This window comes from Burkholderia ubonensis subsp. mesacidophila (genome assembly GCF_002097715.1).
GTDB lineage: Bacteria > Pseudomonadota > Gammaproteobacteria > Burkholderiales > Burkholderiaceae > Burkholderia > Burkholderia mesacidophila.
Map to the genome: position 1 here is coordinate 2,184,888 of NZ_CP020738.1, position 21,822 is coordinate 2,206,709.

Sequence of the window (21,822 nt, forward strand, 5' to 3'; positions counted from 1 at the left end):
TTGATTGTGAGCAAAAACGTGCCGTCATGCTCATTCACCACGCCGACCTTCTCGCCCATGGAATTGAATCCGGTTATCGATCATGCCGAGTATTTTTATTAGATTTCGGCGACGATACTGTTGGTTAATGGTCGCGGCAGGTATGCGACCAGACCGTGCTGATTGCCGAGCACGCAAGCTTCCAACAGTCGCCCGAGGAGAAGCTGACATTCACAAAGCATTTCTGAAGCTTGGCCGTTCGCTCGACTGCCGGACCATCTTCAGGCGTACCAATCAACCTTTTTGAGCTGACCTCCAGGCGCTGACATTGTCTGGACGCCGGCGCGTCGCATCGCCCCGCTCACTTCCCTGCCGCAGCGCCGCACGCAACGCCGCGCCCTCCCGGCGCAAGCGCTCGAGCTGCGCCCGCGCAGGCTGCGGGCCGATCCGGCCGGTCAGCGCGTCCACATGCGCGGCGAATCCGAACAACGCGGCGATCGCCAGCACGACGAGGATCAGCACGATCGTCATCGCGCCACGCCACGCGGCCGCAGCCGCGCCCGCCGCCGGCCGATGCCGGTCACTCGCCGCACAGGATCCCCGCTTCGAGCGTCGCGGCGCGCGCCGCGTGGGACTGCATCGGTTCGAGCTGCGGCGCGTCGGTCTCGCTGTACGGCACGCCGCTGGCCGCCAGGAACGCCTTCACGGCGTCCACCGGCACCGCGATCACGAAGCGCGCCGCGTCCGAGCGCGTCGCCACCGCGCGCGCATCGCCGCCCGCCACCGCCGCGCGGTCCGTGACGATCCCGATCACGAGGCCGGCCGCGTCGAGGACGGCCGAGCCGCTCGCGCCGTTGGCCGCGGTCAGCATCAGCGTCAGGCCGCCCGCTCGCGCGTCCGGCCGCGTGAGGCCGTTGGTGATCGCGCTCGCGGGATCGGGCATCCGCCGCAGCGCCTCGTAGCCCGCGGCGAAGACGGGCCGGGCGTCATGCCATCGCGTGCGCGCGAAGCTGGCGGCGAGCAGCGGCCGGATCCGGCTGCGAACGACCGCGAGATCCCGGTCCGCGCTCATCGCCTTCACGTCGGCCCGCGCGACCTGCGCATCCTTGATCACGAACAGGCTCCGGCACGCGGCGACGACGTGCCGCGCGGTCAGCACGTCGCCGGCGTCGTTCACGAACACGCCCGTCGCGTTCGCCTCGACCAGCAGCACACCGGGCCGCGCACCGGCCGCCGCGTCCCGCTGCTGCGCGAACGCGCCGCCCGCGCCGCCGAGCAGCGCGACCGACATCGCGACGCACATACGGCGACGCCTGCGCGTCCGAACCACCGCCGTCGCGCACGAGTCCGGCCTCGCGCCGCCGTGGCGGGCCGACAGCCCCCGCGGCCGACGCGCGCCGCCCGTCACGGCGCAGTCGCCGTTGCCCCGGAAGCCGCGACCGGCGCGTCGGGATTCGGCGTCAACCGCAGGCGCACGCGCAGCGGCTGGCGCATGTCGGACGGCGGCGGCTCGGCCAGCGGGCCGGCGCTCAGCAGTTGCCGCAACGCGGCATCGGCGTTCGCGTCGCCGAGCGTCGCGAATTCGACGCGCGTGACCGCGCCGCTCGCGCCGATCCACGCGCGCACGACGATCGCGGGCGGCGGCGCATCGGCGCTCGCGTGCAGCACGCGGTCCTCCAGATACCGGTGCAGCCGGTCGGCCGCGTCGCCGTCGGCTTCGAGCCACGCCTGGAACTGCCGCCCGACGAGCTGCGCATAGCTGATCCACGGCTGCGGCACGTCGGCGGTCTGTGCGTACGCCGGCACGCTCGCGACGAGCGCCCATGCGACGGCGAGCGCCGCGCCCCAGCCGCGCGCGCGATACCCCTGGTTTCGCTTCATGAGGATTCCTGTTTGCCTGTCCGCTTACCTGTCCGCTTACCTGTCCGCTTACCTGTCCGCTTACCTGTCCGCTTACCTGTCCGCTTACCTGTCCGCTTACCTGTCCGCTTACCTGTCCGCTTGCCTGTCCGCTTGCCTGTCCGCTTGCCTGTCCGCTTGCCTGTCCGCTTGCCTGTCCGCTTGCCTGTCCGCTTGCCTGTCCGCTTGCCTGTCCGCTTACCTGTCCGTTAGTGCGCCGCGCGCCCACCGTCCCGTTCCCGCCGTCAACCCGGATCGACCGGCACGTACAGCCGCGCGCCGCCGCGCTGCACCAGCAGCGCGATGGCGCCGCGCGCACGCTCGAGTTCGCCGATCAGCGCGCCGGCGTTCGCGAGCGGCGCGCCGTTGACCGACAGCACGACGTCGCCGGCCCGCAGCCCCGCGCGGGCGGCCTGGCCGCCCGCCTGCTCGATCACGAGCCCCTGGCTCACGCCGAGCTGCCGCCGCTCGGGCTCGCTCGCCGGACGCAACGCGAGCCCGAATCGCGCCAGCGCCTGCGCGTCGCCGTTCGACGCGACGCCGCTGTCGAACGCCCCCACCACCGCCTGCAGGTGATTCGCCTGCCCCGCGCGCCACACCAGCAGCTCCGCGCGATGCCCCGGCCGCATGCCCGCGACGGTGCCGAGCAGGTCCGCCGAATCCGCGACCGGCTTGCCGTCGATCGCGATCACCACGTCGCCGGCCTGCAGCCCGGCCTGCGCGCCGGGCCCGCCCGGCTCGACATTCGTGATCAGCGCGCCATCGGGATTCGGCAGGCCGAACGAACGCGCGAGCGCGTCGCTGACTTCCTGCAGCGCGACGCCCAGCCGTCCGCGCGTGACCTTGCCGGTACGCAGCAGCTGGTCCTTCACGTCGAGCGCGAGGTCGATCGGAATCGCGAACGAGAGCCCCTGGTAGCCGCCGGTCTTCGAATAGATCATCGAGTTGATCGCGATCACGCGGCCATCGAGGCTGAACAGCGGCCCGCCCGAATTGCCGGGATTGATCGGCACGTCGGTCTGGATGAACGGGACGTAACGCTCGCCGGGCAGCGAGCGCGACTTCGCGCTGACGATGCCCTGCGTGACCGTGTTCGCGAAGCCGTACGGCGAACCGATCGCCATCACCCAGTCGCCGACCCCGGTGCGCGCCGGATCGCCGGTGACGACCGTCGGCAGGTTGCGCGCGTCGATCCGGATCACCGCGACGTCGGACAGCGGATCGCTGCCGATCACCCGCCCCCGGAACTGCCGCTTGTCGGTCAGCTTCACGTCGACCACGGCCGCGTCGCCGACCACGTGCCGGTTCGTCAGGATCACGCCGTCCGCGCCGACGATGAACCCGGAGCCGAGGCTCACCTCCTCGCGGTTGCCGATCACGCGGCGCGCGAGAAACGGCGCGAGCGGATGGTCCGGCCCGATGCCCGGCGGGAGCTGGATGACCAGCTGCGTCACCTCGCGCGTGACGCTGATGTTGACGACCGCCGCGCCATAGCGCTTGACGAGCGCGGCGAAGTTCGGCGCTGCCGGCTGAGGCAGAGCCGCCGGCGTCGCGGCAAGCTCCGCCTGCACCGGCCGTTCGACTGCGGCGGCTGCGGCGGCCGCACCGGTCAGCGCGATTGCGCCCAGCATCGCGAGCGTCGCGACCGTCCGATTGCAGATACCCGATTCCACGATCCCCGTCCTCGTCGTTTCACGCGCGAACGACGCGCGCGAGCTCATTTCGGCGGCACCGCGACCGGCTGCGCCGGGCGCTGCGGCGTCACCGACTTGCCCCAGTTCGTGCCGAAGCGGTTGCGCTCCGTCGACAGGTTGAACGTGCCGAGCCGGTTCGACGGCGCCGTCGCGAGCCCCTCCGCGGCCGTCTGCGACGCGCCTGCCTGCGGCGTCGCCTTCGGCTTGAGCTGTGCGCTCAGGCAGTCGTACGACAGTGCGCGCTCGCCGTTCACTTCGACATCGACACAAACGGGCTTCGCCGCCGAACCCGGCTGGCTGCCTGCTGCCGCCGCCGGGCGACCGGCCTGCGCATGCACGGCGCCCGCCAGCAACGCACATCCCCATGCCATGCTCCACTTCCGCCATCCGGCCATGCCTGCCTCCTTCGGTGCTCGCGGCCTCGTCGCGGCCGTCGTCAGATTGCGTCGCGCCGCTTCGAGCGGGCGACGAAACGCGCAAACGCCGCCCGCTCGGCCGCCTCGACGGCCGGCACGGGTGCGCCCTGCTGCTGCGCCCATGCGTCGCGCACGCCGCCGATCTGCTGCCAGCCCAGCACCTGTGCGCCGGTCGGAAACGGCGTCGCCTGCGGTTCCCGGTAGTCGACGCGGAAGAACCGCGGCGCATCGGCGCCCGCCGTCCACAGGTCCCCTGCATCCCGCACGCTCGCGTCGAACCAGAACCGCACCCAGCGGGCCGAAACGCCGGCCGGCGCCGGGTCGCCAGTCGCCGGCTCGTGCGCCCCCGGCGTCCGCATGAAGCCGGCCAGCACGAGCAGCACCGACGCCAGGTCGTCGTCGCGCAGCGACGGATACGACCACAGGTCGTGCACGTCCGCGCAGGCCAGCACCGCCGTGAAGCGCGCGATCGTGAACGCCGGCCACATGCGCCGCACCAGCGCGTAATGCCGCTCCCAGTTCGCGACGAAGCGCTCGCGGTGACGCGCCGCCACCCGCGCGTCGCGGCCGCCGCGCACCGCCATCTCGTCCGGCTGGTACTGGCGGGTCGTCAGCACGCATTGGGCCGAGCACCGCGCGCTCCGGTGGCGCGCGCGGCCCGGCATGCCCGGCATCGGCTCGAGCGTGCCGAAACAGAGCGGGCAGTGCGACGGCAGCGCGCCCGGCGCGCCGGGCCACGCGTTGGCGGCGACGGCGCGCGCGGGCGCCGGGCTCGGCGGCCCGGGCGCGCGCGGGTCGGCCACATCGGGTTTCGGTGCGGAACGGGTGACGGTCATGGACGTGCCTATCGGGCGGCCGCGAGCGCCTTCTTCAGCGCGTCTTCATTGATCGGCGCGTCGCCGCCGAGCTTCGCGAGATACGCCAGCGCGTTCTGCTGCGTGCGTTGCGCGCGCAGCATCGTGCGCAAGCGCTCCTTCACGTCCGCGAGCGGACGCGCCGCCGCCGGCCGCGTGTCGACCAGCTTCACGACGTGAAAGCCGGTGGCCGTGCGGATCGGCGCGGACACCTGGCCCGGCTTCAGCGCGTCGGCCGCCTGGCGCACCGCGGGCAGCAGCATCGTCTCGGGCACGAAGCCCATGTCGCCGCCGTTCGCGGCGCTCGCGGCCTCCTGCGAGTTCGCTTTCGCCAGCGCGGCGAAATCGCCGCCGCGCGCGCGGTTCGCGAGGTCCGCCGCCTGCTTGCGCGCCTTGTCGACGGTCGCCGCGGCCGCGTCGGGCGCGACGGCGAGGTAGATCTGCTCGACGCGCAGCGCGCGCGGCACGGTGAACGCCGCGCGGTTCTTGTCGTATGCCGCCTGGATTTCGGCGTCGGACGGATAGTCCGCCGGCGGCGCATTCACCGACGCGAGATAGCTGCGCGCGATGATGTCGCGCCGCGCCTGCTCGATCGCCGACTGCACGTCGGCCTGCTTGTCCCAGCCCTTCGCCTTCGCCTCGGCGAGCACGGCCTTCTGCGCGAGCGTCGCGCGCACCACCTGGTCCATCGCGGCGGGATCGGCCGCGAGCCGCGTGCGCCCTTCGTCGCCCGCCGCCTTGAGCAGCGCGGCAATGTCCGACTGCGTGACCGACGCCTGGGCCGCGCTCGCGATCACGTCGTCCTGCGCGGCTGCCATCAGCGGCACGCTCAGCAGCAAACCGCCCATCATCGTTGCAAAGTTCTTCACGATCGTTCCTGTCCTGTCTGACTGCTGTCCTGAACCGCAACGCGCACCCGCACGACCACCGGCTGCGTCATCCCGCGCGGCGGCGGCGCGCCGACCCGCCGGCCGACCAGCGCCGAGCGCAGGTCCGCGGCGACGTCCGGCGCGAACGCCAGTGCGCTCTCGATCCGCTCGATGCCGCCGCGCCGATCGAGCCATGCCTTCAGCCGCACCACCGGGGGCGCGTCGTCGCCCTCGCCGCGCGCCGCTTCACGTTCGAGATGCCCGCGAAAGCGGGATGCCGCCGCCTCGGTGCCGTCGAGCGCGGCTTCAAGCCGCTGCGCGACGCGCTGCGCATAATCGACCCACGCGGGCGGCGCGTCGCCGACCGCCACCGGGCCATGCTGCGCCGGCCGGCCGCGTGTCAGCAGCGCACGCAGCGCCGCGCCGATCCGGCCGGCACCGGTCATCGCGCGGCGGCTTCCGCCCGACCCTGCCCCGCGTCGTCGGTCCGGGCGTCGCTACCCGTGCGCTGCGCCGGCGCGTCGCCGCCCGCACGCGCGGCGGCTTCCTGCTCGGCGAACGCCGGCCGGTTACGCAGGTGCAGCAGGAATTCCTGGACCATGCGGTCCCACAACTCGATCGTCGAACGCAGGTGGCGCCCGGACACCCCGCCCGCCACGATCACATCCATCTCCAGCGCGAGGAACGGCCCGTGGCTCGCGAGCCGCGCGAAGCGCTTGGTGCGGTTCCAGTCGGCCACCATCTGCGCGGGCAGGTCGCCCTGCACCTGCAGCACGCAGCCGAGCGTGTAGTCGACGTAGCGTGCAACCGACGAACCCGCGTCCTCGCCCTGCGGCGGCGCGGGGTTGCCGAAGCGCACCGCGAAGCCGACGCCCTGGCTCGCGCTCATCAGCTGCACCGCGCCGTTCTGCTCGGTCGCGGTCACGCGATAGCCCGCGTCGCGGAACACGTCCGCGAGCTGCTCGACGCCGATCGCATCGATCAGCGCATCCTGTGCCGGGCGGTCGCCCGACGCTTCCATCTTGCTGTCCAGCATGGCTCTCTTCCTTGTTTCAACGAATCGATCGGGTCGCTCGCGCGACGGAAGGCCCGTTCCGTCACCGAGCGCCGGCGGGCGCCGACGCAGCCGCGGCAGCGCTCGCGCTTGCCGGGTTCGCCGCACGTGCGGCCGGGTCGTACTTGCCCGCATACAACGCATCGCCGTAACGCTGCGCGAGGTCGTCGTACTTCACGCGCGCCGCTGCCGCGAACGGTTGCCGCGATGCGAACAGCGTGCCGATGCCGACATGCTCGTACGCATCGAGGATCTCGCGGCCCACGCGATACAGCTCCGCATTGTGGGCCTCGCAGGTTTTCAGTTGCGTGTCACGCGCGCGGATTTCGCCCTGCTGCTGCGTATGCTGCGCATCGCGCGAACGCGACACGCTCAGCAGGTCCTCGTAGGACGCCTTGTATTTCGCGAGCGCCTGCGCATCCTGCTCGCGCGCGGCCCGCTCCTGCGCGAGCGCGCGCTTCGCGGCCGCCTCGCCGCCCGACTGCCCCTTGGCCGCCGCGAGTTGCGCCTGCGCCGCCTTCAGCTGCGCGAGCGCGTCGTCGCGCTGCTGCTCGGCGGCCGTCTTGTCCGCCTGCAGCTGCGCCTGGCCGTTCTGCAGCTGGCGCAACTCCTGCGCGGTCGAACGCAATTGGCTGCGCAGCTTGTCCTCGATGCTCTGCGCGCCGGCGCCGCCGGCGGCCAGCAGCAGCGCACCGGCGAGGCCGGCCGCGACGATCGCGTGTTGCGTGGTTTTCATCCGCGGCTCCGGTCAGAAACGGGCGTTGAGCTCGAGCTGCAGCACGTCGATCGACACCGGCGGGCCGTACACTTCCTTCGCGCTCAGGTAGCGCGCCGACACCCACGCATCGCGCGCCACCGCGTAGGCCGCGCCGATCACGTAGCCGCGCGCGTTGGTGCCACCCAGGTGGAAATCCGAATCGTTGAACGCGTCGAGCACGGCGTCCGGCTGCAGGTACTTGTACGCGATCGAGAAATTCCACTGTCCCTTCGCGCGCGGCTCCGGCTCGCCGATCGTCGCCTTCGCGAGGAAGCCGTTCGGGCCGCTGCGGTAGTCGGCACGCGTCGCGTTCACCGACGTCGACTCGTAGTTGTTGACCGGCAGCGACGCCGCGCTGAACGCCTTGTTCTCGTTGTACGCGAGGTTGCGCACGTATTCGCCGTCGAGCCGCAGCTTGAAGCGGTCGGCGACCACGGTATCCCACTGCGCCTTCAGGTCGAGCAGCCGGTAGTTGTACGCAAGACCGAACAGCTGCGGCTGCGGCGTCATGCCCGGCGCGAGGTTCGGGTTCTGCACGATGTTGCGCAGCGCGAGCAGCGTGTTGCCGCCCTGCATGAAGGCCGGCGCCTCGTTGTCGGTGCTGCAGCTCGTCGCGCCGAGATACAGCGCGCACGGCGACGACAGCGTGCCGCGCATGTTCTGGAAGTCGTAGTACGCGACCGCGCCCTTCAGCCGGTTCTGCGCGTTGATCTTCCAGTCGGCGCCGAACTGCGCGCCGATCATCCACTTCGTGTCGCTGCCCGCTTTCTCGGTGCTGTTCGACGGGAAGTTCTCGCTCGTGTACTGGATCGGGAACACGCCGAGCGTGCCGAACAGCGTGACGTCCGGGTTCCACGGCAGCGCATGGCGCAGGTTCGCGGCGATGCCGTCCATCATCAGGTCGTCGGAGAACACCAGGTCCGACTTGAAGAACGGATTGTCGAAGCGGCCGGCCGTCAGGTTCAGCCACGACGTCGGCCGGTACGCGAAGAACGCCTTGCTCAGCCAGATGTTCTTCTTCCCGAAGCCGCCGCCTGCGGTGGCCGTCGTCGACACGGGCCCGTTGTCGTTGCCGCTCGCGAGCTGGAGACCTGCCGTCAGCTCGTCGGACAGCGTCGCCGTCACGCCGAGCCGCGCGCGGTAGCGCAGCAGGTTGTTGCGGTTTTGCGTCGTGTTCTGCGTCGGCAGCTGCGTCGTGTTGGTGTTCGGGTTGATGTCGAAGCCGCCGCCCTGGTTGATCGCGGCGAAGTTCGTCACGTTGTTCGCGTTGCCGCTGCCGTAGAAGTGGTATTCGTCGCGCACGCGCATGTCGCCGTCGAGCTTGATGCGCGACACCCAGTCCGGGAACGTGTTCGGCTGCGCCCAGTTCTCGGCCTTCGCCTGCGCGATCACTTCCTGCTTGACCTGGTCGCGGATCTGCTCGCGCACCACCTGCGGCACGTAAGGCACCGCGACGTCGCCCGGCTGCGTCGGCGGCATCGGTACGTTAGCGACCGCCGCCCGCCCGCCGCCGGCGGTCCGCGCGGCCCTCGCCTGCGCGGCTTCCGCGCGCGCCTCGCCGATCAGCTGGGTTGCGTTCTGCTGCGTGAGCACGCCGCGCTTGACGAGCAGGTTGATCAGGTTGATCACCACGCTCTCCGTCGGCGCCGCGCCGCCCGCCGCGGCCTGCGCGTCGAGCGACTGCGCATGTGCGCAGCTCACGCCGAACGCGAGCACCGCCGCGCCGACGCGCGTCAGGCGCGCGGGCATCACGCCGCGCCGGTGCTCGCTCCCCCGTCCATTCATCTTCCGAATCATCAAAGTACCCCGAACAATTGCCGTTCCTCTTCCGGCAGAGCCCGTGCGACGGGCCTGCCCCATGACGCTCACCGGCGCGCCGGGCGCCGCTTCATGCGGGCTTGCGCCCCTGCAGCCTGACGTGCACCGGATAGGTGGCCGCGGGCGGCGGCGGCTCGTCCACCTTGCCGAGCGCCTCGACCGCCGCGACCACGGCCGCGTCGATCCTCGCGTCGCCGGTCGACTGCGCGATCGTCACCTTCACGATGCGTCCGGACGGCTCCAGCCACAGGTTCAGGACGCCCGCGAAGCGCGCGCCGCCCACCTCCTGCACACCCTTGTCCTGCTCGATCGCGCGCTGCAGCACATAGCTCATGTACTGCCCGTAGCCCGCGTTGCCGAAGCGGCCACCGCCGCCGCTGCCGACCATCCCCGAGCCGTCGCCCGCGCCGATGTTGAAGCTGTCCGTGCCGGCCTGCGCCGGCGCGTTCATCGTCATCTGCTTCGGCTGGTTGTCCGACGGCTTCGGCGCTTCCGCAGGCTTTGGCGCGACGGTCGGCTTGTCGACCGGCGTCTTCACCTCCTCCTTCACCTTTTCGGGCGGCGGCTTCTGCTTCGGCGGCGGAGGCGGCGGCGGCAGCGGAATCACGGTCGTCACCTGCGGCGCGCTCGCGCGCTTCACGCCCGCGGTGTCGCTCGCGAAATGCCAGACCAGCGCGACGAGCCCCGCGAGCGCCAGCACGATGACGGCCGGCTTGACGAAGCGGCCCGGCCCCTTGGGCGGCTCGCCGCCGTTGTAGGTCATTTCCATCGCCTAGCCGCCCTGTTTCGCCTTGCCGGTCACGAGACCGACCTGCGACAGGTCGAGGCGCCGCAGCAGGTCGAGCACGTCCATCACGCGCTGGTACTGCACGGCCGCGTCGCCCTTCAGCACGATCGGGAACTCCGGGTGGGTCGCCTTCTCGGTGCGCAGCCGGTTCTCGAGCTCGTCCATCGTCACCGGGTACGCATCGAGGAAGATCTGCCCCGAATCCGCGACCGTGATCGCCTTCGTCTTCGGCTTCGCGAGGCTGGCGGACGAGCTCGCCTTCGGCAGGTCCACCTTGATGCCCTGCACCGACGCGGTCGTCATGATGATGAAGATGATCAGCAGCACGTACGCGAGGTCGAGCATCGGCGTGATGTTGATGTCGTCGTACGGCTTGTCGTCGTCCTGAACCTGCATGGTGGTCTCCCCGCGTCCGTTCAGTCGGCCAGCACCGCGTGATCCGGCGAGCGATGCGCTTCGGCCAGGCGCGTGACGAATTCGTCGACGAACACCTGCATGTTCGCGGTCACGTTCTTGTTGCGGATCAGCAGGTAGTTGTAGCCGAACAGCGCCGGAATCGCGACGAACAGGCCCGTGACCGTCGCGAGCAGCGCGGCCGCGATACCCGGCGCGATCGCGTTGACGTTCACGTCGCCTGCGGCCGCGATCGCCGCGAAGGTGATCATCACGCCGACCACCGTGCCGAGCAGGCCGAGGAACGGGCCGCCCGAGATCGCGATCGTCAGCAGCACCATCGACTTCGACAGCCGCTGGTTCTCGCGCACGAGCGTCGCGTCCATCGACGCGCGGATCGCCTCGATCGATTCGGTCGTGATCACCGTGCGGCCGTTGTCGTCGACGCGGCTGTGGATTTCATGCACGCCGGCCCGGTACAGGCGGTACAGCGACGACTGGTTCAGGCGGCGGCCGTCGTCGCTGCGTTCGTCGACGTGCGCGAGGCCGACCAGGTGCTTGCCCGCGACTTCGCGAAAGCGCTGCACGAAGTAGTGGTTGGCCTTGTCGACCATGCCGACGTAGCGCGCCTTCGTCCACATCACCGCCCACGACACGACTGCCATCGCCATCAGGATCGTGATCACCACCCACGCGTCGACCGTCACCGACTGCACGATCACGCCGAAGTAGCCGAAGCCGAAGCCCGACTGCTTCTCGTCGTTGCCGTACGCGACGAGCTTCGATTCGGAGCCCTGCGACAGCGCGTCGACCACGAGCGCGGCGGCCGGGCGCGCGACCTTCGACAGGCGCAGCTCGTCGAGCGCGCCCGAGTAGCCCGCGAAGCCGGCCGGCGCACCCGCGACGTCCGCGCCGACCGCCGCCGCGCCCGTCAGGGCCGGCAGCGCCGCGGCGACCTGCGCGACCTGCTTGCCGTTCGCGTAGACGGTCAGGTTGCGGCCGTCGGCCGTCACCGCCAGATGCGTCCACTGGTTCGCGGCGACCGGCGCGGCGGCCGGCGTGCGCACCGGCGCCGAACTGCTGGAGGCGCCGTCGACCTGCGCGAACGGCACGCCGTTGTCGAGGCCGATCAGCAGTGCGTTCGCGCCGTCGCGGCGGCTGTAGAGCAGCGCGTTCGGCGCGAGCGCCGACGGCTTGACCCACGCGCTGAACGTGAAGCCGCCGCCCGCGGCGACGTTCAGCGACGGGCTGGCCGGCAGGGTCAGCGCCGCGTTGCCGTCGAACTGCGCGCCCTTGCCGACGATGCCGTCCTCGACGCTGCGGAACGGCGCGTTCTGCGCGTTGTTCGCATACGCGGTCGCGTCCTTCGGCGGCGCGCCCGCCGCGCCGTTGAAGTGATAGACGAGCGTGTAGTCGGCGTCGAACGTCTCGGCCGGCTTGCCGCCGTCCGGCGCCTTCTTGTTGCCGTAGTACATCCAGATCGACTCCGCCGCGCCCGCCGGCAGCTTCGGAATGTCGACCCAGACCAGCGCGACGCCGAGCATCGCGTCGTACTGCTCGATGTGATGGTTGAGCGGCGTCTTGTCGTCGGCGGCGACGAAGCGGATGTCCGCGCCGTTGTCGGCCGGCCCGTCGAACTGGAAATTGCCCGAATGCAGGCGGATCAGCAGCGGCACGCGGCCCGCCGATTCCGTCAGGTTCGCGCCCTTGCCGCTGGCATCGATCGTGATCGCCTTGCGGTACGACCAGTCGTTCTGCCACCACGCATGCGCGATGCCGGGCAGCACGCCCAGCATCGCCGCCAACAGTAACCCCATCACTCGCTTCACGATCCACTCCCCGAATGCGCCGCCCCGCTCCACGGATGCGCGGCACGATCAAAAAAACCGTCAGAACCCCAGTCGCACGTAGAAATCGAACCGGGGGCTGTATTGCTTCGTATAGACGCCCGCCTTGAGCGGCCAGCCCGCCTCGAAGTCGGCGCTCGCGTACTTGGCCAGCTGCAGCCGCGTGCCGACGCCGACGCTGAGCAGGTTGAAGCTCGACGTCTGCTCGGGCAGCGGGCTCAGCAGCCACAGATGCGCGGCGTCGACGAACGCATGGAAGCGCCATTCGTTGATGACGCTGCCGATCGCGCCGCCGAGGAACTTCGCGAGCGACGGGGTGCGCAGCTCGAGCGAACCGATCACGCCGTTGTCGGCCGTGTCCTCGGCCTGCAGGTAGCCGCGCACGCTGTTCATCCCGCCGGCGGCGAACTGCTCGCTCGACACGAGCGGCGAGTTCGAGATCTGCGCGCTGACGTGCGCGTTGGCCTGCATGTCGTTCTTGAAGCGCTGCGTATGGTTCACGTCGAACTTGCCGTAGACGAAGTCCGGCGTCGCCTTGTAGCGCTTGCTGTCCCACGCGCCCCAGTCGCTGCCGATGCCGCGGATGTTGGTCACGAGCGCGGCGGAGAACGACGTCTGCGACGCCTTCAGGCTGAGCTGGCCGTTGTACGAGAACGTCACCGGCACGTAGGTCAGCGGCACCGTCGACGCCTGTCCGGCGAGGCTCACCTTTTCGTCGTAATGCTTGCGGTCGATCTCGATGCTCACCGACTGCGCATAGGTGTCGGACGCCGGCAGCGCATAGATCGCCGTGAACCCGTAGGTCGTGCCCTTGCCGAGCACGTTGGTGCCGCCGACCGACGCGACGTTGCTGTCCGAGTGAACGACGGTCGCGAGGAAGCTCCAGCGCGAATCCCTGATCGGCGCGAGATACGAGAACGCATAGACGCGCGCGTCGTTCGGATGCTGCGGCGCGAGCACGTACGTGCCGGAAATCACGTGGCCGAGCTGCCACAGGTTCGAATAGCTGAGGGTCGCCGTCGTGCGCAGCGACGACGTGCCGGGGCTGTGGTCGTTGTTCAGGTCGAGCGAGCCGTGCAGCGGGCTGTGGTCGTCGACCTTCAGGTCGACGTCGACCGTCTGCGGCAGCGTGCCGGGCTTCAGCACCGGAATCACCTGGCGGTCCGCCGAGCGGTTCAGGTCGGTGAGCTGCAGCTGCGCCTGGTTGAAATCCGGCACGACGCCTTCCGCGAGCGCCGGCACCGCGTCGCGGATGTTCTGCGGCGAGTAGTATTTCGCGCCGTCGACACGAAGCCGCCCGACCTTCGCCTCGACCACCTGCAGCAGGATCACGCCGTCCTTCACCTGCTGCTGCGGCAGCTCGACCACGACGGACTGGTAGCCGTGGTCCTGATACGCCTTCTGCAGCGCATCGCGCGCCGCGTTCACGTCGGCCAGCGTGCGGCCGGGCCCTTCGAACGGATACACCGCCTTCTCGATCTCGATGCTCGGCAACGTCGTATTGCCGCGCACGATGAATGCGTTCACGTCGAACGTCTGCGGCACGCCGCTCGCCGGCTTCGCCGCCGGCGCCGCCGCGCCCGCCTCCTGCGCGCGGACGCCGGGCGCGAGGCTCAGCCCCCCGACCAGCGCGACGCCGGCCAGGCACCGGCGTCGCAGCCGCCGCGGTTCGCGTGATTTACGGTCTGCTCTTGGCGGCATGCGCCATTCCCCTTTCTGTTGCGGATCATCCTCGCGCTGACGGGGACATCCGGCACGTCCCGCTATCAAAGCGTTGTTTCAGATTGATGACTCGATGTCAGTCATCCTTATCAAATTTCTCAGGCTCCCGCCCTGTTCGTTTCCGCCGTCGTCAGCCGGTCTTGCGCGCGACCGGCTGCGGGTCGGCACTGCGGCCGAACTGCTGCAACGCAAAGCCCAGCAGCGCGTTCAGGCAGTGCGCAAGCGACCGGCTGCCGGTCTCCAGCACGAGGTCCGCGGCACACGGCGCCTCATAAGGCGACGACACACCCGTGAATTCGCGCAGCTCGCTGCGGCGCGCCTTCCGGTACAGCCCTTTCGGATCGCGCGCCTCGCACACGTCGAGCGATGCGGCGACGTGCACTTCGCGAAAGCCCGCGCCGACGATGCGCCGCGCGTCCTCGCGCATCGCCGTGCGCGGCGAGATCGCCGCGACGATCGCGATGACGCCCGCATCCGCGAACAGCGATGCCACTTCCGCGATCCGCCGCACGTTCTCGAAGCGATCGTGCTCGGCGTATCCGAGATCGCGATTCAGCCCCGCGCGCAGCCGGTCGCCGTCGAGCACCGTGGCCCGCAGGCCCCGGCGCTGCAGCATGTCGGCCAGCGCATCCGCCAGCGTGGTCTTGCCCGCGCCCGACAGCCCCGTGAGCCACAGCACGCCGCCCGCGCCCCTCGCGTCGCTGCGATCGCACGCGTCTACCGGTAATGACGAAACGGGCGCGGAAAACCCGCAGCGATCGACGTTCATCGGCGCCTCACCTGTCACGATTCGCGGGCTCGTCCTGCTCGCGCGGACGCGTCTGCCAGAAGCCGCCCTGCATCGTCACGATCGACGGCGTCTCGCTCCACTGGTGCGGGCTCAGGATCTCGCCGCGCAGCACGTTCGGCACCACCTGCACGTCGAAGATCTCGTCGACGCCGTTGAAGAACTGCAGGATTCCCAGCACCTCGCCGCTGCCCGCATCGAGCGCCGCGACGCCCGCGACGAGCGCGTCCGCCTCGCGTTCGATCGGCAGGCCCTGCGGCCCGCGCTTCTCGCGCAGCTTCGACAGCCCGACGAACAGCACGCCGCCGTATTCGGCGAGACCGTGCGTGAAGCCGGGCAGCGTCGCGAGCACGCGCTTCGCGCCCGTTTGCGGATCGATCTGCAGCACCCGGCCGCGGCCGCCCTCGAGCACGTGCAGGCGGCCGCCGATCACGCGCGGCGAATGCGGCATCGACAGGCCGGACGCGACGATGCGCCCCGACGGCACTTCCATCACGATGCCGCCGTCGGCCATCCCGGCGCGCCAGCCAAACGGCGTGTCGGTCTGCCCGAGCGCGGTCGCATAGCGGACCTTGCCGTCGCTGAACGCCATCCCGTTCAGGTGGCAGCGGTCGTCGGGCGCCATCGCGGTCACGAACGGCGGCCGCCAGATCGACGTGAAATTGAAGTAACCGTCAATCACGCAGATGGACGAATAGCGCGTGTTGACCGCGAGCACGACCTGCTTGTCGAACGCCATGTCGTGCAGGTCGAGATCGCCGGTGTAATACGAGATGCGCGGCACGAACACCGCGTCGTAATGCGCGGGACGGGCCGGATAGTGCGGCGCGAGCGTCGACACGTTGGCGAACACCATCAGCTCGTGAATCGTCGCGACCGCGAGCCGGTTGCCGGCCACCGCCATCCCCATCGAGCGCGGCAACCGGCACGCGGACAGCGTCGGGACGCCGTCGCCGTCGACGCCGATCAGCGCGACGCCGGACGGACGGCGGCTCACCGCGAGCGAGCACTTGAGCGCGGCGAGCACCTGCAGGAACCGCCCCGTATCGCGCAGGTTGATGACCGGCGACACGGCGTCCGCGTCGGGCGACGCCGTGTCGCTGGTCAATCGGCTCTCGTCGAACTGTTCCACGTTCATGATCCTGTCGGCTGTGCGCCGCCCGATGAAAAAATGCACGTGACCGCGACCGGATGTACCCGGTCGCCGCTCACACCTACCTAGACGGAACGAGACGCGCATTGCCGCAGTCTTTTTGCACGCTGCCCGCCGACCCGTCGTTGCAGCCGCGCCGGCGAACGACATGCGCAATGCGTGTTCGATGGCAATTCGGCCGCGCGACGCAACGAAAGCGGCCGACGATGCGCGCGCAACGAGGTTCGCGCCGGCTTCGCGCGGCACGTTGCGCATGAATGTGCGTGGCCCCCGTTTCGTGTGCTTGTCGTTTTGCCCGGCGCTGGCAACGCGTCGGCTGCCGCGTTCGCGCGCGGCTCGACAATCGTCGTGTCTCACCGGGAAGTTTTTGTGACATTCCGCTGAAGATTCGCACGAGCTTGTGCGCGCGTCCCGCTTATCCGGGTCCCCCATGCGACGAAATCCTGCGGCTTGCGGCCGGCCATTACGTCCTAGCTATTGAGAAAAACGTCAACGATGGGGAACGCCCATGTGGCTCGCTACGATGCTCGTGCGGTGGCTCACGGCACGCCTGCCCGGCGCCGCCGCGCTTCCCGGCGGCGGGCGCCCGTTCGCCGCGCGCTTCGCGCCACGCCCGCTGCGCTGGCGCGCGCCGTGGCTCGCGTGGCAACTGCTGTCGTGGGTGGCGCTCACGCTGCTCGCGCCGCCGTTCTGGACCATCGGCGCGCTGCTGCTGATCAATCCGTCCAGCGACCAGCCGTTCTTCTGGGCCGCGGCGATGGCGATCGTGCCGGTTGCGAACGGGGTCGCGATCGTCGCGACGAACCAGCGCCATCACCGCGCGCCGTTCGTGCGCCGAGCGGCGGTCGCGCTTCACGCGTTCGGCGTCGCGACGGCGGTCGGCGGCGCGCTGTTCGTGCTGCTGCTGTGGCAGTCGCACGCGATTGCCGGGCTGGTCGGCCCGCTGGCGGCGTCGGCCGACGGCACGCGGCGCGCGCCGCTCGCGCTGTGGGTCGCCGGCTTGGCCGCGGCGTTCGGCATGGCGTCATCCGCGCATGCGAGCATCGCGCACGCATGGCTGGCGTTCGAGGATTGACGGCCGGCCGCACCGGCTCCGCAGGCAAGGTAGGGATACGCGTATGCATCGATACGAACGGGTACGGACGGCAGCCGCGCGGCGCGAACGGGGCATCGCGATCGTGACGGTGCTGCTCGTCGTCGCGCTGGCGGCCACGCTCGCGGCGAGCGTGCTGTGGCGCCAGCAGGTCGCGACGCGCGACGTCGAGAACCAGCGGCTCGCCACGCAGACGATGTGGGTCGAACGCGCGGCCGTCGAATGGGCGCGGGCGACGCTGCGCGCGCAGAGCGCGACGTCGAACGTGACCTTCGCCGGCCAGACGTGGTCGCAGCCGGTCGGCGACGTGCCGCTCGCGGACCTGCTGCCGCCGGGCGCCGCGACGGTCAACGCCGAGCTCGCGCGCGCACGGATCTCCGGCCACATCGAGGACGCGCAGGCGCGCTTCAACCTGATGAATCTCGTGTCGCGGGTCGCGCCCGGCAAGCCGTGGCAGACCCACGGCGAGGGCCTGCTCGCGTATCGCCGGCTGCTCGGCGAGCTGTCGCTCGATCCGGCGCTCGCGCAGCAGACGGCCGACTTCATGCTGCGCTCGCTGCGCGACGCGAACGGTCCCGGCGGCTGGCCGCTGCAGCTCGTGTCGGTCGACGACCTCTCGCGCATTCCGGGCTACGACGCCCGCGCGATCGGCGCGCTCGCGCCGTTCGTGACGATCCTGCCCGACCTGACCACCGTCAACGTCAATACCGCGGACGAGCCGGTGCTCGTCGCCGCAATCCCGACGCTGTCGCGCAGCCAGGCGCGCCGCCTCGTCGAGCGGCGCCACACCGCGTATTTCGTCGGCACGGGCGAGATCGCCGAGTATCTCGCGCCGGTCCAGGGCAGCGCGACGCTGCCGGACGGCTCGGCCGTCGGCGTGAACAGCGGCTATTTCATCGTGCATTGCCGCGTGCAGTCCGCGCGGATCAATGTGCGCATCGACACGCTGATCGCCCGCTACGGCAGCGGCAACTTCAGCTGGACGTCGGTGATCTGGGTGCGCCGCCTCACGAGCTGAGCGCGGCCACGACAGGCACGCCGGCCGCGCGCGCTTCCTGGTTCAGCGACGTATCGCCGAGCGCGGCCGGGCGCAGGTTCTGCGTCGCGCCCGCATAGTCGAACGACAGCCGCGTCATGCTCGTTTCGCGCACCTCGCCGAGCAGCCGGTTCCAGTCGTCGATCGACACCAGCAGCGCGATCGGCCGGTTGTATTTCGTGACCATCACGAGCGCTTCGCTCGCATGCCGGAGCGCCTTCGACGGGTTGCTGCTGAAATCGCGCGTTGCCATCGCGATCGTGCGCAGGCTGAACACGTTCGTCGCGGCATCGTCGCCGTCGTCGTGCAGCAGGCGCTCCAGCGTCGCCGCGCGCAGCAGCGCCTGCGATTTCGCGGACAGCCGGTTGTCGCGACGCTTCCGGCGCTCGCTGCGCGGATCGACGTGCGCGGCGAGCAGCCGCACGATCTGGCCGAGCGTCGTCGCCGGCAGCTGGTCGTAGCGCCGCCACCAGTCGGGCGGCAGCGCGATCATCATCCCCGCGTAGGTCGCCGCGACGCCGTCGGCGATGTGCGACGGCAGGCGCTCGACGTCGCGCGCGTCGAGATCGAGCGCCGCGCCGACGACGCCCGTCATCGCACCGAACGCGTTGTACGCCATCGCGACGATGCCGTGCGCGAGCAGCGACGCGCGCGCCGGCACCTCGCCGAACAGCGCGCCGTCGAACACCGGCCCGAGCGGCAGCGCGTCGCGCCACGGCCGGCACGCGAGCTGCACGATCTGCCGCGCATCGAACTGCGCCGCCGGCAAGTCGGTCAGCAGCGTCGCCACGGCGTCCGTGGCGCTGCGCCATTCGATGCGGCGCAGCGCGGCCGACGCATCGCGCTCGCCGGCCAGGCCGACCGCCTGCTCGCGCACCACGCCGCCGTCGTGCGTCCCCGCGTCGCGCCAGTCGCCGAGTGCGCGGCACGTGGCCGCGCGGCCATGTTCGCGCACGATGAACGCACCGCCGCGGCGCGGCCAGCCGGACAGGATCGCGTCCGTCTCGAAGCGGCCGTCGATGAGCCACAGCTCGCCCGGCTGCACCGCTTCCAGCAGCGCGCCGGCGAATGCGCGCTCGTGCATCCGGCCGCGCTCGTGCTGCAGCAGATCGACGATCATGCCGAGATCCGGGTCGTAGACAGGCAACACCCGCGCATGCGCGGCGGCCTCGCGGCCGGGATTGCCGCAGCCGCAACCGCAGCCGGCGGCGTCGTGCCCGCATCCCGCGCCTGCGAACGGCATGCCGCCGTCCAGCACGCGCAGCCGCATGCCGCCGGTGGATCGGGACCATTCGCGAGCCCATTCGCGCGGGCGCGGCGCCGTCGCGGGCAGCAGCAGGTCGACGCTGTCCTTCACGAGCGCGCGGCCCCAGCCCGCGCGCAGCCGGCTCATGCAGTCGTGCAGCGCCGCGACGGCCGGGCCGAACCCGGTTGCCGCGCCGCCGTCGAACGCGTTCGGTGACCGGACCGAACCCGATTGCCGCGCAGCGATCGTCACGATCGCGTCGACCGCCAGCGCAAACAGCGCTTCGCGGATCGCCTCGCCGTCCGGCTCGTCCTCCGTACCGGCCGCGCCGTCGATCCAGTCGTCATGCAGCGCGCATTGCAGGACGAGCCGCGTCAGGATCGTCATCGGACTCTGTTCGACAAAGCGTTCCACGACCGTGCGCATCACCTGATCACCTCGTCTGGGTTGGGTTGGACGCGGGCGCGACACGCTCGGGCCCGCCGCACTTGACGCGCCGCTTGCGACGCAGCAGCATCGTGAGCGACCGGATGCGCGCGACGACGTCGCGTCGCGGCGCTCCGCCCGCAATCGATGCACGAGACCCCGGCATGTACGTAGACCCCCGCGTGGCGCACGGCCGCGCCCGGTTCGACCTGAGCCGCTCGCCCCGCCTGTTCGCCGAAGAACGCCGCTGGGAGATTAGCGACGTCGTCACGCGCGGCATCGACGGCTTCACCGGCGTGCGCACCCGCCGCAACCTGATGCGGCTCCTCGAACGGCAGATCGCGCCGAAGCTCGCGCGGCTCGGGCTCGAGCCCTACGTGGGCGCGCTCGGCCAGCTCGAAGGCCTGTTCGTCAATTTCTCGACGATGAGCGCCGAGCGCGGCCTGCGCGAATTCCAGCTGCAGCTCACGGTGCCCGATCTCGTGCTGCGCAGCTTCGCGTCGAACGCGATCCGGCCGCACGCGGTGGCACGCTGCATGCAGCGCAATGGCGTGATGTCGCTGGCCGAGATCGAACACGAAACGCGCATCGCGTTCGTGTGCGCGCGCGTGATCCGCTCGCTCGCGCTCGCGGAAGGCTGGCGGCAGGTCGGCGTGCCGACCTCGCTCGGGCTGTTCGTCGGCGTGCTGTCCGACACCCGCGACGTGTCGATGAATACTTACCTGCGGCCCGGCGACAACGACCGGCCGTCCCGCTGGAGCGGATTCGCCGAGCTGTTCGCCGCGATGCCGCACTGGCGGCCGGGCCAGGTCCGGCACGGCGGCGAGCTGCTGCAATGGATGGTCAACCATATCGTGGCCCTGCAAGAATCCGCACCGCTCGTCGAACGCTTTCCGTTTCTGCGCGAGCCCCTGCGCGACACCGACGACCCGCTCGATGCCGCCTGGACGAGCGCACGCGCCGGTGCGCAGGACGATCCGGCCGCGCGCTGATGCCGCCGGCGCACAGCTCGGCCCCTGACTTCTCTTGCCCTGCAATTGCTCTATACCTGCTCTCTCTCGGTGGCGGCCATCCGGGGGCCGGTTTAGTCCGGCCCCCGGTCCCGCTTCACTGCCCGCTTCACTGCCCTCTTCACGGCCCCTCGCTCTCGTTTACTAGGTCGTAGCGGGATCGCGTAACCCGCAGACTTTCTTGCGACACGGATGGCGATGCATCCGCATCACCCGCTGCAACGAATGCATGCGTCATGCACGCGGGCGCACCCGTGCCTGCATCCGCATGCATCGAATCCATCGCCAAAGCGGCGACGTTACGGTAGTGTTGTCGCGTCACGCCGCCGTCACAATCGCCACACTTCAACGGACCTGCGACATGCCCTTGCCCAGCATTTACCTCACTGCACCGATGGCGTCGACTGAATCGGAAATCTGGTTTTCGGCGTACGGATTCGGATGGGGCTATGCCGCCTACGCGCTGACGCCCGACACGCTGCGCCTGCATCTCGGCGCGGCGGACGCAAGCCATCGGCAGTTGCTGCTCGCATTCGAGCTGAACCGGCAGCGAATCCTGCGCGCGGTCGCGCTGTGTCCGATGCCGCTCGACGGCGAGCGCGTCACGCTGCTGCCCTCGGATCTCTGATCGTGCCAGCGGATGCATCAATGCATCTGCGTCGACCCGCCCGGTTCCGTTTGCCCGAGCATGCCGAGCACCGCCCATAGCCAGATCAGTTCGTGGGCGGTGCGCGCATGCTCGGCGCTGCGCATTCGCCAGCGCCGGAAAGCGTCGAGCTCGCGCGCGCTCGCATCGCCGGCGCGCAGCCAGAGCAGCCAGCGAATGGCGCCCTCGCGAATCTCGTCGGCGAGCGCCTGCGCGTCGCCGGAATAGTCATCCCGTTGCGATATGGTCATGGTCACGCCACCGCCCGAAGCCAAATGAACGCGTTCTTCCCGCGCAACGCAGCGATGCGCTGCACGGGGCGCTTTGCCACACACG

The 21,822-nt window shown here is 70.5% G+C and carries 23 protein-coding genes; 4 read left to right on the plus strand and 19 right to left on the minus strand.

Annotation, left to right across the window (positions count from 1 at the left end; translation table 11 throughout):
* Positions 1-273 precede the first annotated feature (273 nt).
* The 17 genes from B7P44_RS27155 to B7P44_RS27235 form a co-directional block, all read right to left on the minus strand.
* Complete coding sequence (locus tag B7P44_RS27155; RefSeq protein WP_084908995.1) at positions 274-510, minus strand: hypothetical protein; 237 nt, start codon at positions 508-510, stop codon at positions 274-276.
* A 49-nt stretch (positions 511-559) separates the two neighbouring features.
* Positions 560-1,282, minus strand: a complete 723-nt coding sequence (locus tag B7P44_RS27160; protein WP_084908996.1) for a S1 family peptidase — start codon at positions 1,280-1,282, stop codon at positions 560-562.
* A 101-nt stretch (positions 1,283-1,383) separates the two neighbouring features.
* Positions 1,384-1,860, minus strand: a complete 477-nt coding sequence (locus tag B7P44_RS27165) for a hypothetical protein (RefSeq protein WP_084908997.1) — start codon at positions 1,858-1,860, stop codon at positions 1,384-1,386.
* Positions 1,861-2,123: 263 nt separating this feature from the next.
* Complete coding sequence (locus B7P44_RS27170; RefSeq protein WP_084910048.1) at positions 2,124-3,509, minus strand: Do family serine endopeptidase; 1,386 nt, start codon at positions 3,507-3,509, stop codon at positions 2,124-2,126.
* 86 nt (positions 3,510-3,595) lie between these two features.
* The gene (locus B7P44_RS27175; RefSeq protein WP_231716717.1) at positions 3,596-3,967 is read right to left on the minus strand and encodes a hypothetical protein; all 372 of its coding nucleotides are present in this window, start codon (positions 3,965-3,967) and stop codon (positions 3,596-3,598) included.
* Between the two features lie 41 nt (positions 3,968-4,008).
* The gene (locus B7P44_RS27180; protein ID WP_084908999.1) at positions 4,009-4,824 is read right to left on the minus strand and encodes a hypothetical protein; all 816 of its coding nucleotides are present in this window, start codon (positions 4,822-4,824) and stop codon (positions 4,009-4,011) included.
* A gap of 8 nt (positions 4,825-4,832) precedes the next feature.
* A complete protein-coding gene (locus tag B7P44_RS27185) occupies positions 4,833-5,711 on the minus strand; it encodes a peptidylprolyl isomerase (protein ID WP_407924023.1) in 879 nt (292 codons plus the stop codon).
* A complete protein-coding gene (locus B7P44_RS27190) occupies positions 5,708-6,157 on the minus strand; it encodes a hypothetical protein (protein WP_084909000.1) in 450 nt (149 codons plus the stop codon). The genes B7P44_RS27185 and B7P44_RS27190 overlap by 4 nt, the downstream gene beginning before the upstream one ends.
* On the minus strand, positions 6,154-6,747 hold the full coding sequence (locus B7P44_RS27195) for a YbjN domain-containing protein (protein WP_084909001.1): 594 nt from the start codon (positions 6,745-6,747) through the stop codon (positions 6,154-6,156). The genes B7P44_RS27190 and B7P44_RS27195 overlap by 4 nt, the downstream gene beginning before the upstream one ends.
* 61 nt (positions 6,748-6,808) lie before the next feature.
* Entirely contained in the window at positions 6,809-7,501 is a 693-nt protein-coding gene (locus B7P44_RS27200; protein WP_084909002.1) for a hypothetical protein, read from the minus strand.
* A gap of 12 nt (positions 7,502-7,513) precedes the next feature.
* Positions 7,514-9,319: a putative porin gene (locus B7P44_RS27205; RefSeq protein WP_084909003.1), complete on the minus strand. Its 1,806-nt coding sequence runs from the start codon at positions 9,317-9,319 to the stop codon at positions 7,514-7,516.
* A gap of 91 nt (positions 9,320-9,410) precedes the next feature.
* Positions 9,411-10,109 carry a TonB family protein gene (locus B7P44_RS27210; protein ID WP_084909004.1) on the minus strand — a complete coding sequence of 233 codons (699 nt, stop codon included), beginning with the start codon at positions 10,107-10,109 and terminating at the stop codon, positions 9,411-9,413.
* A gap of 3 nt (positions 10,110-10,112) precedes the next feature.
* Positions 10,113-10,523: an ExbD/TolR family protein gene (locus B7P44_RS27215; protein WP_084909005.1), complete on the minus strand. Its 411-nt coding sequence runs from the start codon at positions 10,521-10,523 to the stop codon at positions 10,113-10,115.
* Positions 10,524-10,543: 20 nt separating this feature from the next.
* The gene (locus B7P44_RS27220) at positions 10,544-12,337 is read right to left on the minus strand and encodes a DUF2341 domain-containing protein (RefSeq protein WP_231716719.1); all 1,794 of its coding nucleotides are present in this window, start codon (positions 12,335-12,337) and stop codon (positions 10,544-10,546) included.
* A 72-nt stretch (positions 12,338-12,409) separates the two neighbouring features.
* Positions 12,410-14,068 (minus strand): ShlB/FhaC/HecB family hemolysin secretion/activation protein, encoded by a 1,659-nt coding sequence (locus B7P44_RS27225; protein ID WP_084909006.1) that lies wholly within the window; start codon positions 14,066-14,068, stop codon positions 12,410-12,412.
* 151 nt (positions 14,069-14,219) lie between these two features.
* Positions 14,220-14,858 (minus strand): adenylyl-sulfate kinase, encoded by a 639-nt coding sequence (cysC, locus tag B7P44_RS27230; RefSeq protein ID WP_084909007.1) that lies wholly within the window; start codon positions 14,856-14,858, stop codon positions 14,220-14,222.
* A 7-nt stretch (positions 14,859-14,865) separates the two neighbouring features.
* Positions 14,866-16,014 (minus strand): TIGR03032 family protein, encoded by a 1,149-nt coding sequence (locus B7P44_RS27235; protein WP_084909008.1) that lies wholly within the window; start codon positions 16,012-16,014, stop codon positions 14,866-14,868.
* A gap of 523 nt (positions 16,015-16,537) precedes the next feature.
* Here B7P44_RS27235 and B7P44_RS27240 point away from each other — a divergent pair.
* Together B7P44_RS27240 and gspK are read left to right on the plus strand one after the other, a co-directional pair.
* Positions 16,538-17,104 carry a hypothetical protein gene (locus B7P44_RS27240; protein WP_084909009.1) on the plus strand — a complete coding sequence of 189 codons (567 nt, stop codon included), beginning with the start codon at positions 16,538-16,540 and terminating at the stop codon, positions 17,102-17,104.
* A gap of 43 nt (positions 17,105-17,147) precedes the next feature.
* Entirely contained in the window at positions 17,148-18,140 is a 993-nt protein-coding gene (gene gspK, locus B7P44_RS27245; protein ID WP_084909010.1) for a type II secretion system minor pseudopilin GspK, read from the plus strand.
* Here the strand turns inward: gspK and B7P44_RS27250 are convergent.
* A complete protein-coding gene (locus B7P44_RS27250; RefSeq protein ID WP_088511539.1) occupies positions 18,130-19,830 on the minus strand; it encodes a type II toxin-antitoxin system Phd/YefM family antitoxin in 1,701 nt (566 codons plus the stop codon). The genes gspK and B7P44_RS27250 overlap by 11 nt on opposite strands.
* 164 nt (positions 19,831-19,994) lie before the next feature.
* On the opposite strand from B7P44_RS27250, the gene B7P44_RS27255 reads away from it, so the two are divergent.
* On the plus strand, positions 19,995-20,822 hold the full coding sequence (locus B7P44_RS27255) for a hypothetical protein (RefSeq protein ID WP_084909012.1): 828 nt from the start codon (positions 19,995-19,997) through the stop codon (positions 20,820-20,822).
* 379 nt (positions 20,823-21,201) lie between these two features.
* The gene (locus tag B7P44_RS27260; protein WP_231716720.1) at positions 21,202-21,468 is read left to right on the plus strand and encodes a hypothetical protein; all 267 of its coding nucleotides are present in this window, start codon (positions 21,202-21,204) and stop codon (positions 21,466-21,468) included.
* Positions 21,469-21,485: 17 nt separating this feature from the next.
* On the opposite strand, the gene B7P44_RS27265 is transcribed toward B7P44_RS27260, so the two are convergent.
* Positions 21,486-21,737, minus strand: coding sequence for a FecR/PupR family sigma factor regulator (locus tag B7P44_RS27265; RefSeq protein ID WP_084909014.1), 252 nt, complete (start codon positions 21,735-21,737; stop codon positions 21,486-21,488).
* Positions 21,738-21,822 lie beyond the last annotated feature (85 nt).